The 15,307-nt window shown below is 41.3% G+C and carries 12 protein-coding genes; 8 read left to right on the top strand and 4 right to left on the bottom strand.

From position 1 onward, the window contains the following. Positions 1–163: 163 nt before the first annotated feature. Positions 164–817, top strand: a complete 654-nt coding sequence (gene folE, locus OCU35_RS17565; protein ID WP_017032013.1) for a GTP cyclohydrolase I FolE — start codon at positions 164–166, stop codon at positions 815–817. 16 nt (positions 818–833) lie between these two features. On the opposite strand, the gene OCU35_RS17560 is transcribed toward folE, so the two are convergent. Next, the gene (locus OCU35_RS17560) at positions 834–1,805 is read right to left on the bottom strand and encodes a TDT family transporter (RefSeq protein ID WP_261826098.1); all 972 of its coding nucleotides are present in this window, start codon (positions 1,803–1,805) and stop codon (positions 834–836) included. 949 nt (positions 1,806–2,754) lie between these two features. On the opposite strand from OCU35_RS17560, the gene OCU35_RS17555 reads away from it, so the two are divergent. Beyond that, positions 2,755–3,735, top strand: a complete 981-nt coding sequence (locus OCU35_RS17555; RefSeq protein WP_261826097.1) for a CobW family GTP-binding protein — start codon at positions 2,755–2,757, stop codon at positions 3,733–3,735. A 234-nt stretch (positions 3,736–3,969) separates the two neighbouring features. Continuing rightward, complete coding sequence (locus tag OCU35_RS17550) at positions 3,970–4,989, top strand: AbrB family transcriptional regulator (protein WP_261826096.1); 1,020 nt, start codon at positions 3,970–3,972, stop codon at positions 4,987–4,989. A gap of 8 nt (positions 4,990–4,997) precedes the next feature. Here the strand turns inward: OCU35_RS17550 and OCU35_RS17545 are convergent, their stop codons facing one another. From OCU35_RS17545 to OCU35_RS17535, 3 genes are all read right to left on the bottom strand, one after another. Beyond that, the gene (locus OCU35_RS17545) at positions 4,998–5,159 is read right to left on the bottom strand and encodes a hypothetical protein (RefSeq protein WP_017027966.1); all 162 of its coding nucleotides are present in this window, start codon (positions 5,157–5,159) and stop codon (positions 4,998–5,000) included. Positions 5,160–5,283: 124 nt separating this feature from the next. Further along, complete coding sequence (gene ylqF / locus OCU35_RS17540) at positions 5,284–6,228, bottom strand: ribosome biogenesis GTPase YlqF (protein WP_261826095.1); 945 nt, start codon at positions 6,226–6,228, stop codon at positions 5,284–5,286. Between the two features lie 347 nt (positions 6,229–6,575). Beyond that, positions 6,576–7,493, bottom strand: coding sequence for a LysR family transcriptional regulator (locus tag OCU35_RS17535; RefSeq protein ID WP_261826094.1), 918 nt, complete (start codon positions 7,491–7,493; stop codon positions 6,576–6,578). 123 nt (positions 7,494–7,616) lie between these two features. Here OCU35_RS17535 and OCU35_RS17530 point away from each other — a divergent pair, with 123 nt between their 5' ends. From OCU35_RS17530 to OCU35_RS17510, 5 genes are all read left to right on the top strand, one after another. After that, on the top strand, positions 7,617–9,488 hold the full coding sequence (locus OCU35_RS17530) for an alkyl sulfatase dimerization domain-containing protein (RefSeq protein ID WP_261826093.1): 1,872 nt from the start codon (positions 7,617–7,619) through the stop codon (positions 9,486–9,488). A 101-nt stretch (positions 9,489–9,589) separates the two neighbouring features. Further along, positions 9,590–10,051: a hypothetical protein gene (locus OCU35_RS17525; RefSeq protein ID WP_261826092.1), complete on the top strand. Its 462-nt coding sequence runs from the start codon at positions 9,590–9,592 to the stop codon at positions 10,049–10,051. A gap of 214 nt (positions 10,052–10,265) precedes the next feature. Continuing rightward, entirely contained in the window at positions 10,266–12,170 is a 1,905-nt protein-coding gene (locus OCU35_RS17520; protein ID WP_261826091.1) for an alkyl sulfatase dimerization domain-containing protein, read from the top strand. Positions 12,171–12,283: 113 nt separating this feature from the next. After that, positions 12,284–13,204 carry a LysR family transcriptional regulator gene (locus OCU35_RS17515; protein WP_261826090.1) on the top strand — a complete coding sequence of 307 codons (921 nt, stop codon included), beginning with the start codon at positions 12,284–12,286 and terminating at the stop codon, positions 13,202–13,204. 287 nt (positions 13,205–13,491) lie between these two features. Next, positions 13,492–15,252, top strand: a complete 1,761-nt coding sequence (locus OCU35_RS17510) for an alkyl sulfatase dimerization domain-containing protein (protein WP_261826089.1) — start codon at positions 13,492–13,494, stop codon at positions 15,250–15,252. The last annotated feature ends 55 nt before the right edge of the window (positions 15,253–15,307 follow it).

Genomic DNA, 15,307 nt, shown 5'->3' with positions numbered 1-15,307 from the left:
CTTGTTTGTACAGCGATAAAAAACAAACTGTAACACGATGCCAAGAGTGAGACACTTAAGTGATTAAATTAGATGATGTAATTTTGATGAAATCCAAGTATTCTCTTTCGCCATCGCGCAAATGTTGGTCGTGCGATGCAAAGATGTACAGATGGAGAGTTAAATGTCAGGTTTAAGCGAATCAGCTCTGCTGGTAAAAGAAGCACTTGCTAATCGTGGTTTAGAAACCCCAATGGTAGCCAGTGACCTTACTGCGGAAGATAAAAAGCAGCAGATTGAGCATCATATGCGTGAGATCTTAGGCTTATTGCAATTGGATCTAACGGATGACTCTTTGCAAGACACGCCAAAACGTATCGCTAAGATGTATGTGGACGAGGTGTTCTCTGGTCTTGATTACGCGCGTTTCCCAAAGATCACGGTTATCGAAAACAAGATGGACGTGAGCGAAATGGTGCGTGTGAAAGACATTACTTTGACCAGTACTTGTGAGCATCACTTGGTGACTATCGATGGTCGTGCAGCGGTGGCGTATATCCCTCGTACCAAGATCATTGGCTTGTCGAAGATTAACCGCATTGTGCGCTTTTTTGCCCAGCGCCCTCAAGTACAAGAGCGCATGACTCAGCAGATCCTTATTGCACTGCAAACCTTGCTTGAGAGTGAAGATGTTGCGGTTACCATTGATGCTACTCATTACTGCGTTAAGTCACGCGGCGTAATGGACGCAACCAGTGAAACCACGACCACCGCACTAGGCGGTATCTTCAAATCTAACGCGGCCACTCGTCACGAGTTTCTTCACGGCCTACGTTAATCTCCTAACTTGCCATCTATTGCGGTTTAATCTTCTTGTGTTGAGGTTTAAACCGCTCTGGCCAATACATGGCCACATATCCTGCCGATACCCACAACACCAGTAGCGTTGCTATTGTCAGCTCGAACATCCCAAATTTATGTAGCCAATACCAATCTTCGTGCGCCAATTCAAACCATGTGGTCAGCCTCGACATGGCAATTGCACTGATCACTGACGGGAAGGTAACGGCGGCAATGGAAGGCTGGAACTTCAGTCTTAATAGGTTGATATAGCAAAGGTAGATAAGCAAGGTCATGGTAATGGCGATGCCGGCTAAAGCCCCTGTTAGAATGGGGTCCGGATCTGGAAAGTTCACCAAATAAGCCGCAAGGGTAAGGTTGATCGGTGCGGCCATAATGGCAAGCGTTGGACGTGCTCGGCGAGGTAATTTTCCAAAGAACACCAATCGGTAGAGAACCAACGGAAGCATGAGGAAATAGATGCTAATACACAGCATGGCCATATTCTGCGAAAACACGGTATGCCCCAGCTCTGATCCCGCCAAGGTACTACTGATCACGCCCACCGGATAAAGAAACCAACTTGGCACAATATTGACCATCTTAAAGTTGGCGAATTGGAAGCCAAAAAATAGCACCATCATGGTGATATGTAGGCCCAGCGAAGCAAACCATAACACGGATGCGATATCAGGGATCTCAGTGGCGAGATAATCACAAAGCACTAGCAGCGCCATGCTCATCGGCGCCATTAAACTGCCACTGAGGGGGTGCTTAATGTCAGCGAAAAAAAGACGCGGATTAAGGGTGTACTTTAGCAGTACTGGAATCAGTATCAGAGTACCAATTAACGCTAAATATGGACGAATAACATTGCCAACATCTGGGATATACAATGCCCATGCCTGTCCTAAACCTATCAGTCCCAGTGCAAGCGCGGCTTGCGAAGGCGGAATGTGATGGAACCGATGAAATTTGCGTAACAAGTCTCTTATTCTCCGAGGGTAAAGTGGCTAATCTGGAATGTTGCATATTAAACCGCAACCGAGCGCTTATTGCCATGATCAAAAAAGTAATAAACAATTCATTATCTGGTAATACTTGCAGTTTTTAAAATATGCGCCATAGTTAAATCGTGAGGTAAAAATCGAATCTGACAGGGAGGAAAGGGTTACCTCACTTTGATTAACATTAAGTGTAATACATTAAGTGTAATCGCTTCACAGCTGAAGAGCCGTAAATACTTTAACGCTCGTTAATAGTTCTCCGGTCAACAACCCGCGAGATTCGCAAACTCACGATTGAGTAACGAGACCATAAGGCGCATGCAAAGTGCGCCTTTGTGCTTTCTGGCGTTTGTGAAAATGGTAGTAAATAGCCCTTTTTAGGCATCATAGACCGTAAATTCCCACCTGAGTTACAATTTGTTTCATTTTCCTGTTTTTCCTAACGTGTCTAACTAACTGAAAATTATAGATAAATTTATCTTCTAATTATGGAAACTTAGTTTGCGTATTTCAAGAATAAGACCGCTGTTTATTATTTGTACGACAAATGTATAATCCTCCATCTTTCAAGTTGTCGCATATCAAGCATTCAAGAGTATTTCTTACTGAGTTTGGTGTGTTTTCCAATGAGGTGGTTGATGAAGGTTGTCGAATACGCATTGATGTCTGCGTTTGCTGTGGTCATTCTTTTTGCTCTTTTTAGTACTTTTATGGCGCACGCAGGTAGTATCTGGGATACGGTTTTAACCATTAAATAGGTATCTCGTATCAAAGTTCAGGGGTCCTAGTTAAGGACAATCATGCACCCCTTTGTTTCTCCTCTCTTGCTTATCTTATCCTTCTTTGTTGCATCCTTAGTTTTAACCTTTCTCCCTATTATTGAATCTTGTAGACTCTAAGCATAATTCATCTGCTCACAACGGCGTCTATGTCTCGCAAAACACCCACTAACATCATCACTGGATTCTTAGGTACAGGCAAAACCACTACCATTTTAGAGCTATTAAAGGCCAAACCCGCGAATGAAAATTGGGCAGTATTAGTCAATGAGTTCGGTGAGATCGGTATTGATGGGGCTATGATGTCTGACAGTGGCGCCCTGATTAAAGAGGTACCGGGAGGATGTATTTGTTGCACTGCAGGCGTACCCACGAGCGTTGCTATTACCGCTTTATTGCGTAGCAATCCAGACAGACTCATTATTGAGCCTACAGGTCTAGGCCATCCAAAGCAGATCATGGCTACGCTCTCCTCTTCTCAGTTCAGCCCTTATATCGAACTGCGTTCAACATTGACCCTCACCGATGCTCGATACTTTGATAATGACAAGTACACGACAAATGCCAATTTCAAGCAACAGTTGGAAGTGGCGGATATCATCATTGCTAATAAGAGTGAGCTAGCGGCGAAAGCGCAGGTTGCGACAATGCATGACTGGCTGCAATCTCAAGATATCCATTCTACTGTTATCAACACGACAAGAGGGGATATAGAACCGTCTCTATTGGATATGTTTGTGAAACCAAGTGATGATATGGACATAGAAGAACACCATCATCACCATGCAGCGCTAGAACCTCAGTTCCAATTGCCACCTAACCAAACCCATATTCGCAAAGAGAATAAAGGTCAGGGTTATTTCTCCTGCGGTTGGCAGTTTGGCGCAGAGATGACCTTTGATTTTGATTCTCTGTTCTCGATGTTAAGCGCTCTTACCGCTGATCGTGTTAAGGCGGTAATGAATACCGATAAAGGCTGCTATGCGTTCAATAAGGCGGATGGCGTATTGTCAGTGAATGACCTGTCTCTAGAGGGATTTGAGTCACGTATTGAGGTTATCGATACCGAGCTAATGCCGTGGAATCAACTTGAAGATATTTTACTGAATCTTGCTGGTGGCGATAAATAACAACTGTAGATAGGCGCTGTCGACTAGGAAAATTAGAAAGTACACTGAGCTGCAGCTATTGGATAGCTGTAGCCATTGCTCTTTGAGTACTTCCTATCAAGGCTGAATTTATGCTCTGCTAATATCGTAACGAACGCTTCTTACATTTCGTGACCACATTCTTCAGATAAAACAGTTAGCTTGTTCTTTTTCTTTGTTACGATGTGACCTGCTCAATAACAAGGAATGTTAAGTTTGAAGCGCTCTCTCAACTCAATAACAACTTTACTGGTTGCCTTCGCTTTTTCAGCGTTGTTTGTCGCTCTATCTATTCCCCTTGGAGAGATGTTTGGCAGTATTGTTATCATAATTGTATTGAGTAAATTAGGGGTTCAAACAAAGGTTCCCAAGCATACTCTGGTACTTGTCCAACTGGCACTAGGTTTGAGTGTTGGAGGGTTGATACCCTCTTCGTTCTTTGCGACCGGCTTTCCTCTCGTTATGTTTGCAGGGCTGGTAATTTGTATGGCACTTCAGGTGTCATGCGGTTACTGGTTGTTACAGCGTTTCTCGTGGAGTAAAGGGGATAGCTTACTTGCTTCTATACCGGGCGCTATGGCAGCCGTCATGGTATTAAACGAAGCTCAAAAGGCGCCTTCAGCTAAGGTTATCTTTGTACATACTTTCCGGCTTATCTTTCTTCTTTTGCTATCAGGATTACTCGTTTCACAGCAATCAAACACCCATTTGCTCGAACAACCTCTGGGCTTCAATGTTCTGACCTTTGCTTTGGCGTTTATGTTGGCTGGGGGAAGCGGAGTAGTATTGAATAAACTAGGAATCCCCGCTCCCTATATGGTTACAGGGATGTTAGTGGGTATTGGACTAAACGGCTTTGTGCCGGAGCTCAATCTTTCTATCTCGCCACTTATTATGATGGTAGCGATTTCTGCTCTTGGTGTGGTAATGGGGCTGAGGCTTTGTAATATATCGGCTCAAGAGTTTCGTCGATTCACGTTTGCGAGTTTATGCGTCACTGTTTTGAGCCTAAGTGTGACCTTTGTATGCGCGTTTGCTTTTTCTCTTTGGCTAGACAAGCCCTTTATTGTTCTTTCTCTTTCTTGGATGCCTGGGAGTATTGAAGCGATGACCGTCGCAGCTCTCTATTTGGGGCTTGAGCCTGCGCTTATTATGCTAAGTCATGTTATCCGTATGATGATATTGCATATGGTGCCTGTCGTGGTGCTGGCATTTAAGCCGAAACAGCATCAATAGCTATCAGGCTAGCCACTAATAAATTGATTGAATGCCCTCATGATACCTTGCGCCCAGTCTTGAACGTCGCGGATAGGATCACCAGTAAAGAATTTCCACATGTCTTCTCCAAAGAAAAGACAGGCAATAATGAATAGGCCAATCGCAGGGTAAAGTAGTCTGCGTAGCATATTTCTTCCTCCATGAAGAAAGGGTGCTTGCGACTAAATATAGAACAATTATTCTAGAAATGAAAAACCCCAGTTCAAAAAATGAGCTGAGGTTTTTGTTTGTTGCAGTATTTTAGCGACAAGTTTAACGCTTATTTCGAAGGTATCGCTTGCGACGCTCTTCTTTCTTCTTAATCTTTGCTTCTTCTTTGCGGACGGCTTCTTTCTCTACTTCGATCAACTCTTCAGTGATCATTTCAGGAAGTTCGAGAGTGACCTGACCCAGTACACCTTGTCGAAGTTCGTGCAACAATATTTCGGATGCCTTGTGCAGATCGACGCGTCCACCTGAGCGCAGTGCGCCACGCTTACGACCAATCGCTTCCATCAATTCAATTTCAGTGTCAGGCAGTTCGTCTAGCTGGTAGCGCTCCATCAAACGCTCTGGATACTGCTGTGCCAAATACTCAACAGTGTAAAAAGCCACTTCGTCGTATTCCATTGCCGTATCTTTAATCGCGCCAGTAGCCGCAAGACGGAAACCACTATGAGGGTTTTCTACCTTAGGCCATAGGATTCCTGGAGTATCCGAAAGCACAACACCGTTTTGTAAGTTGATACGTTGCTGACGACGCGTTACGGCAGGCTGGTTACCCGTCTGAGCTATGGTACGTCCAGCCAAGGTATTGATGATGGTGGACTTACCTACGTTTGGAATACCCATGATCATGGTGCGAATGTTCTTACCCATCGCTTCACGATGAGGAGCCAACTTGCGACACAATTCCATGATCTTATGGATCTCTTGAGGGTTCTCGGTGGTCACAGCCATCGCCTTAACGCCCTCTTGAAGCTCAAAATGCTCAATCCACACTTGTGTTAGCTCAGGATCAGACAGATCTCTTTTGTTGAGCACCTTGATACAAGGCTTATCACCACGCAATTCAGAGATCATAGGGTTCTCTGACGAGTAGGGGATACGTGCATCTAGCACTTCGATAATGACATCAATCTGAGGCACGACCTCTTCGATCTCTTTACGAGCCTTGTGCATGTGACCCGGAAACCATTGGATTGTGTTGTTAACCATTTGAAAAATTTACCTTTATTTTCTTCTGTTTGCATTTTAGGTATCAGTAGGGATACCTAAATTATTAATTATTGAAAAAGAACTTTTGTTCCTGAGTACGATAGTTTAGCAACAGAATGAGCAGATAAAGGGATTTTAACACTTTACAGCGAAAGGGCGAGTTTTCTGCTGGTAACCACTCACTTTAACATCATATGACTGCTTTCGAGCCCATCGGTACAAAGCTCTTTCTGTGTCAAATAAGTATATAAATGGCAAAAATTTCAAACCATTGAGAGACTTAAAAAGCCAGATGTTCACTTTATTAGTTTGAGTTTATTGAGGCTCCAGTCACTTAAGTGGCCAGGTTAGCTAATGAACTGTTCTTTTACTAGATTGTTCAGCCACACACTAAATCGGCTATGACGATTTCGTTGTAATATGTAAGCTGATACGCGGTGATGGCTTAAGTGAGGAAAGTCACTTACCTCAATATAGCGCATTGAGGAAGAATAGAGTTTAGCTGTTTTTACCGAACAAGGGGTGAGCATTTCTGTCTGTTCGATAAGTGTTTTTAAACCATCCATTGAAGCTGCCTTGCAACCTATATTGAGCGGTAAATCTAACTCTTTAATTGTTTCAGCCAAAGGTCCTAGCTCCGGTAAAGGTAACCCTGACTGAATCATAGCTAATTGATATTGTAATAAATCAGATAGCCGTCCCTCGTTGCCTTTGAAAGGATGGTCTTTGCTGGCCATCATCGCCATATGGTCAAAACCAATGGGTAATTCAAGAATATCTTTCTCGAGTTTAATGCTGGAACTGAATTGGATGCAAATATCAATCTCTTGATTACGTAATCGCTCGAAACTCTCTCTAGTAAAGTGGGCAAAATGGATTTCAACATTCTTGTTGTCACGGCGTATAGCATTAAACACCTCTGGGCATAACCAAGGTTGAAAGTGCTGTCCAAGGTCTATTCTAATCGGCTGCTCAATTTCTTCAGGGGTAAACTCATCTAACGCCTCAATGGAACTTTCTAACTGATGGATTAAGGGGGCGACTTTCTGGTACAGCTCATCGGCAAGAACTGTAGGTTCAACACCATAAGGTGTTTTTAAAAATAGCTCTCCTGACAGTTGCTGCTTCAACTTAGATAACTTTAAGCTTATTGCGGGTGCAGTATAGTTCAGAATCCGAGCTGCTTTCTTTAGGTTTTTCTGTCTATAAACGATGATAAAAACCTTGAGTAAATTGAAATCCAGATTGTTCCCACGCTTCTTCATAAACTTAGTCGCTATAATAGGGTGATAAAAAAACGATAACACGAAGATAATAAATTGAAAATATATTTATCATGCGTCAGGGGTTAGTATCTCTGCAGTTATTGATTCGATGAGATATTTACAATGAAAAAGAACCTCGTAGCCTTAGGTATCATCACTTCTTGCCTGTTTACGCCTTCAGTTATATTTGCAACTGAACTAGATGAAATACACGAAAACTCGCCTTATTATTCAGGTGAGCGTGCTACCAATCGACTGCCTAATGGTGCTCTTGTGTCGGATAAGATGTTTTCATCTCTTACTGAAGCGGATCACAAGCAAGGCACTTACAAAGGTGCTGGAATCAAACATGAAGTGATTAAGGAGGGGGTTCATAGCTTTAACATGTCTTCTTTGATCAGCACTCACGTTATTGAAACTAAAAATACGATTGTACTGTACGATGCAGGTGAGCATATGCAGGAAGGTGAGGAACTTTGGGTAGCGATTCGTGAAGTAACGGATAAGCCTATTTCTGCCATTATCTTCTCTCATGAGCACTACACTGGCGGTACAAAGTCGATCTTAGATAAAGAAGCTGAGCGCGGTAATACCACAGTGAAGTTAATCGGTCACCACAGACATAATGAGTCGATCAACTCATCCGTTATGGGTAAAGCGATTCATAAAGAAGCTTCAGATGTTTTACTAGCTCGTACTTTACACCAATTCTATACGTTCACTCCGAAAGAGGGTGATTACGCTGAAGGTCACATGCATAAGATTGATTTATCAATGCAACGTGGCCCTGTTGATGTCAATACGCCGATCACGAAAGATGGTCAAAAAATGACTATCGATGGTAAAGAGTTTACTTTCTATATCGAAGGCGTTGAGACGGATACTAAAAACCAAACTATGGTGCACATAGAAGATGATAATATCGTTATGCACAATATTGTTTGGGGCTTTTACCCTAACATTTATTCTATTCGTGGTGGCGCATACCGTAACCCAGAAGGTTGGATTAACGCTTTAAGCAAGCTTGAGAGCCTTGAGCCAGAAATCATCATGGGTACTCATAGCCGTTCAACGACCAATCGCCAGCAAACAGTGGACTTCATCGAATCATTCCAAGATTCAATCTCTACTGTACTTAACCAAAGCTTGATGGGTATTTTACGTGGTGAAACGCCAGCTGAGCTAGCGTACTCTGTTTCTGTGCCTAAGCAACTACAAGACAAGCAAGTGCTGCGTCAAGATTACGGTGAAGTGGCAACAATGCCACCGGCAATCTTTGCTGGTGTATTAGGTTCTTACAACGGCCGTGCAGAAGATGCACTTCCAATGCACCCTAAAGCCGAGGCTGACATGATCATCCGTGGTATGGGTGGAGAAGACAAAGCTCGTCAGTTTGCACAGCAAGAGTTGGATGCGGGTAACTTCCAGTATGCAGTGAAAATGGGCAAATACCTGGTTGATTTCAATGCAGACAGCGAAGAAAACGTTGCTTTTGCTATTGAAGCATTACATGCAATGTCTGAAAGTACAGAGTCTCATAACCTACGCTCTTGGTACTTGACTCGTGCGCAAACTCTGGCCGGCGAAGTGGCATTGCCAACGGCTATCCCTGCTATGCCTGCAATGGTAGAAGCAAATGTTAAAGAATTTGTTGATAACTACCGTATTCGCTTAAGTCATGAACTTGCAGGTGACACTCGTGCCAAGATTGGATTTGAGTTTGAAAGCGGTAAAACTCATGCATTGATCATTCGTAATGGCGTTTCATATTCTCGCGATAACATTGATGATGCGGACGTTGTGATTAAAATGGCTGATGTAGCATTTACTAAACTGTATAACAATCTGACTACAGTTAGTCTTATGGTTGAGAGCGGTGAAGCTGAAATTACCACAGGTAATCTTGAAACAGCTGAAGAGCTGATGTCTAAATATGAAGTTTTGTACGACTGGCAGAACGATAAAGGCCTGCAGTTCTTAGCTAAAATGCTTTAATTAAATATTTTTAATATCTTAAATATTTTTAATATCTTAAATATTTTCAAACTAAAAGGGCTACCAATTATTTGGTAGCCCTCTTTTCAATGAGAACGATAATGGCTATGAATATGCGTAATATCATCATCGCAATTAGTTTATTAATACTGTCTTCTTACTCATCAGCTTGCGCCTTGCATCTGGTTAAAGCTGAGGGACCAGAGGGGGCGACATGGAATACGATTAAGTCTCAAATAGCCATGCAGAATGGCGTCATTGAACCGATACAAAAACTTGGGGAAAACGCCTCACATCTACGTTCAATGTGGTGGATACAGCTGCTAAGTCGTCACTTAGATAACGAAAACCTGCCAAGCTCGAATATTTATATAACCGATGTTGGGCTATGGGCAACGCTTGACTCATCAACTAGGAAGGTGACATTTGACGCTCCAGTAAATGATAGTGACTCATATATGTTAATCACAACAATTGTAATTAATGCGATTTTATCAGGCACATTAAGCTTCGAAGAAGCTATTGATTTGGGACTGATACAAGCATTCCCACCGTCAATCTAATGTTATTTTAATACGTTAACTACTTTGTGTTTTGATACAACAGGAGAGTTTAGTATTCAAAGTGTAATTTTTTAATATTTATTTTTAAATCTCTCTTCATAAGAATTTGGAATCAAGGCTATTCCTACTTTCGATTAGACCACTTTTATTTCATAAGTGATAATAAACGCATATTTAATCCATCATTACCAAGTATAACAATGGGAACCCTTTAATGAAAAAAACGTATATCACAACTGCTATGTGTCTTTTGTTTTTTGGCGCAACAACAGGATCGCTGACTGCTACCGCTTCTCCAAGTGATGTATCGAAAGATGCATTGTCATACCTAAATGATAATTCAGCATACTATCAAGGCAAACGCGCGACGAAAACGGCGGAAAATGGCGCTTTGATTTCAGATGGTATGTATCAGTCAATTATTGATTCAGTAGAAAAGCAAGGCTCATATTTAGCAAATCAGCAAACTTCAGTAAAAGTTGCTGAAGGTGTTTATACTTATAATATCGGTAGCATTGTCAACATACACGCTGTTGAGACTAAAAATGGTCTTATCATTTATGACACAGGTGATAGTCTTCATGAAGGAGAGTTATTCTACAACTTGATCCGCAAAGACACAGACAAACCAATTAAAGCTATCATCTACTCACACGAGCATTACGTAGGTGGGGCGCAGTACTTTATTGATGCCGAAGCGAAACGTGGAAATAAAGACATTAAGATCATTGGTCACTGGAATCACAATGATTCTTACCGCGCTTCAGCTGCAGGGGCGGCACTGCACAAAGAAGTTTCTGATGTACTGCTACCAAGAGCTTTGCAACAATTTTATGTATTAACTGACCAAGAAGGTCCTCGTGCCTCTGGTCACACGCATTTCATAGATATTACCGCTGTACAGGGACCTATCGACGTAGACACGCCAATTGAGACTGATGGTCAAAGTATCATAATTGACGGCACTGAGATGGTTTTCTACATTGACGCCATCGGTACAGACACTGCTTATCAAACAATGGTGCACTTCCCTGAGTCTGATATATTGATGAGTAACATCATGTGGGGTTTCTTTCCTAATTTGTATTCTATTCGTGGTGGTTCTTACCGTAACCCTGAACTGTGGGTTGGTGCTTTAGAGAAAATGGAAGCGTTACAACCAAAAGTTCTTCTTAATACACACTCAAAATCAACAAATAGTGTAGCGGATTCACAAAAAGCGATTCACGCCTATCAAGATGCGATTTCAGCTGTATTGAACCAAACAATGTTCAATATGCTTCAAGGTAATCAACGAACAGTTGCAGCGCATAACGTAAAAGTGCCAGATGTTATTGTTGATGAACCACATCTTCGACAAAACTATGGCGAGCTCGAAACAATGATTACACAGATTTATTCTGCGATCCTTGGTTCGTATGATGGTATTGCGGCAGACGCTATACCATTCCACCCTACTGCTGAAGCTGACATGATCGTTCGTGGTATGGGAGGCCAAGATAAAACGCTTGAGTTTGCTAAGGGTGAGTTAAAAGCGGGTAATTTCCAGTATTCGGTTCAACTAGGTAAGCACCTAGTAAACTATAACTCTGAGCACCAAGCGAGTGTAGATTTCTACATTGATGCGTTATATGCGATGGCTGAATCAACTGAGTCTCATAACTTGCGTTCTTGGTATCTAACTCAAGCTCGCATGGTAAAAGGTGAGATTGCGTTACCTTCTGTATTGCCTGCAAACCCTCAAGTTGTTGCGGCTGACGTAGTGAACTTCGTGGATAATTTTCGTGTACGTTTGGATTATAAAGCAGCAGGCGAAACTCGAGCTAAGATTGGATTCCAATTTGAAAGTGGTAAGTCTGCATTACTTGAAATCCGTAATGGTGTTTCCTATACACGCGATTCTTTAGAGGGTGCTGACGTTATCATTAAAATGAACGATGCAACATTCGCTAAACTGTTTAACAATATGTCTGACGTTCAAGGACTAGTTGAATCTGGTGAAGCGAGCATCGAAACTGGCAGCCTAGAAGAAGCGAATAAACTAATGAATTTATACGCTGTATTGTACGACTGGGAAAATGATGATGGCTTACAATTTGTATTAAAAATGATGAAATAAGAGCTAATTGATAGCAAAGAGGTAGCTTCGGCTACCTCTTTTTCTATCGGGCGAAAGCAAAACTGCTCTTATCTGATAAACTATGTTTATTACTATTTGAGAGGTTAAAATTCGTGGCAATTGATCTATTCTCTAAACTAGACCTTAATTTAATCCGCATTTTCTTAGTGTTGTACCAAGAGAAAAACATGCGTAAAGCATCCAATCGGCTGTTTATTGCACAACCTGCTATCAGCAAGAATCTAAAAAAATTACGCGATCACTTTAATGATGATCTATTTGTTAAGACACCAACAGGGCTTAAAGCAACTGAATATGGTGAACAGTTAGCCATTTCCTTGACTCCGATTGTCGAACAACTGTCAGATACAGTTAATAACTCGGTAATATTTGATCCAGCTGCATTAACTGGGGTGTTAAAAATTGCAGTCAGTCCAATTTTTGCAACCTTCATGTCTAGTGAGTTATTTAATGCTATTCACAATAAAGCTCCCAACGTGCAACTACAATTAGTGAATTGGTCTAAGATCTCAGTAGATGAATTAAAAAATAATGATGTGCTTCTAGGCATACAGCACGAAATGCAAGACCTCAGTAGTGAATTAACAGGTACAGAGCTATTCATAGACTCTCCCTATCTCTATATGCGACGAGATAATTTCTTTTCAAGTCCAACAGTAGAGCTAACAAAGAAAGTCGATTTAAATATTGCAACGATTTTAGACTCAGACTGGAACAATTCAGTTTCTTATTTTGAGAAATTTTCAGCATCGCAAGGACAGAAAGTAAATGTTGTTTTTCGTTCAGAGTTTCCTTCAGCAGTTATTGAGACAGTCGCTAATAGTGACATAGCATTTCCTTGCACAGCAATTGCTCATAAATACTTAGGTTCTGATTTCAAACGAAGCCTTATTACAATGAGCGGCAAATGCTTTGAAGTTCCAGTTTATAGTTATTATCATATAAGAAATAAAAATAATCGAACTGTACATTGGTTAAATGACGTGATTAAAGAGATAATTAACAGAATTTAGACTTTTAATTATTCAGTTTTTCTTTCTACAACCTAGTTATATGATATTTAGATGACCGTCACCTATAGCTATTTCTCTTCATTACTTCCGAAGTTGTTACGCCTCCGGAGTAGTTTTCTAGTTTAGTTCATTCTGATTACACATAAAGATTGCGAGCATAAGTCGCCCAAGTTCAGTCAAATCATTACAAAACTTGGTGTTTAGATAAATTCAACACCGTGTTGAATTGAATGCGCTAAAATAAAACATATAATCCCTTTATCGAAACAAATAAAGGTGTAATTAACATGAAGAAAACGATCATAGCTGTAGCTTTGAGCTCAATTGCTTTTGGTTCTTTTGCGGGTGTACAGTGGGAGCATTATAATGGATCAGCTCCTAAACAAGCTCAGGCTGTAGAGTTGCCAAATGGCATTGTTGCTAACATGTCTGAACTGTCAGAAAACCTAACTATCAATAGAACATCAGCAGAGATTTTTCATATTGATGTCGCGCCAAACATTACAATTTTAGGTGGCAAATTTTACGCACCCGTTGTCATTGAAACAGATGAGGGATTAATTGTTTTTAACAGTGGCGAACATGCTGAGGATGGTGCAACTTTCCGCAATTATATTCGTGAAAACGTTTCTAAGAAACCTATCATTGCCGTTGCTTACGACCATGCTCACTATCAGTATGGTACAACAACCATGCTAGATGGTGATCAAGCAATCATCATTGGTCACCCTCGCGGTAATGCAATTGAAGCTGCTAAAGGTGCAGGTGGTATTGCTACGGCGGTAATACCTGAGCTTCTAAACTCTCTTAATGCAAGATCAGACAACCAGTTTGGTTTGAAACTTGCTGCAGATAAAAAAGCGGATCTATCGCCTTCTGGTATTGAAGTTGAGCTAAAAGAATCAGCTTACTTGCCTATCACACATGAACTAGAAGAAGGCAAATCAATAAAGGTTGGTGGACTAGAGATCTTTGGATATCACGCAGTAACAGATGCAGAAGATTCAATGATTTATCATATCCCTGCACTTGATCTTGTTATTGATAACGTTGTATGGCCTGTACAAAACCTATACACGATGCGTGGTGACTTGTACCGTTCTCCAATTGCTTGGATGGATGGAATTAAGAAAATTCGTTCACTGAAACCAGAGATAATTCTACCTCTTGGTGGTGGTGGCCGTCCTATCGTAGGCGAAGAAAACGTAAATAACTCAATTGAAGCGATGTTAGATTCAATGGCATTTACACACGATCAAGCTATTCGCCACACAAACAATGGTGTGAAGCCTACTGAACTTAAACACGTGATTGAGCTTCCTGAGTCATTAGAATCTCACCCATATGTAAATAACGTATATGGCCAACGTGAGCACTTTTATGAGTCAACACCGACAGCAAATGCAGGTTGGTTCTCTGGTTACGCAGAAGATATGCATTCATTACCGAGCGATGTTCAAGCTGAGTATTTGTTCAAACTAGTAGGCGAGAAGAAACTAGCTAAAGAATTTGACCGTGCGTTTGAAGCGAGTGAGTTCTTGTGGGCAAAAGACATTGCATTAACTATGTATAATAAAGAACCGCAGAATAAGAAGTACCGTCAAAACTTAGCGGATACGTTCCGTGAGCTAGGTCGTCTATCTCCAGGTTTGATTGCACGCAACATGTATCTATCTGCAGCACAATCGTTAGAAGGTAATACAGACGTAACGATGACAAGAGTTGAATCAGCTGAATGGGCAGGACAAAACTTAGAAACGTCCATGAATTACCTCAGAGTTCGTGTTATGCCTGAGAAAGCGAATGGCTATGTTGGTTTCTTAGTACTAGATGTTGAAGGTGAAAAGTTCGGCTTCGATATTCGTAACGGTATTGCAGAGTTCATCACTGATATCAAGTCGTTCCAAAAACCAGTAACAGAAACACTGAAGATGTCTAGAGAAGACTTCGGCGCTTACTATGCTGGTGAGAAAACAGCTAACGATTTAGCTAACAAGTCTTCACTGATTCATGTTTTTGAAGAGTACAAAGTTAAACCAATGTACTAATTAGCCTTTTTGATGTAAAAACACCTAATGAGAATTAGGTGTTTTTTTTAAGAGG

The organism is Vibrio breoganii, from assembly GCF_024346795.1.
Classification (GTDB): Bacteria; Pseudomonadota; Gammaproteobacteria; order Enterobacterales; family Vibrionaceae; genus Vibrio; species Vibrio breoganii.
The sequence above is the reverse complement of the archived record's forward strand: the minus strand, read 5'-3'. Positions and strand labels throughout refer to the sequence as shown.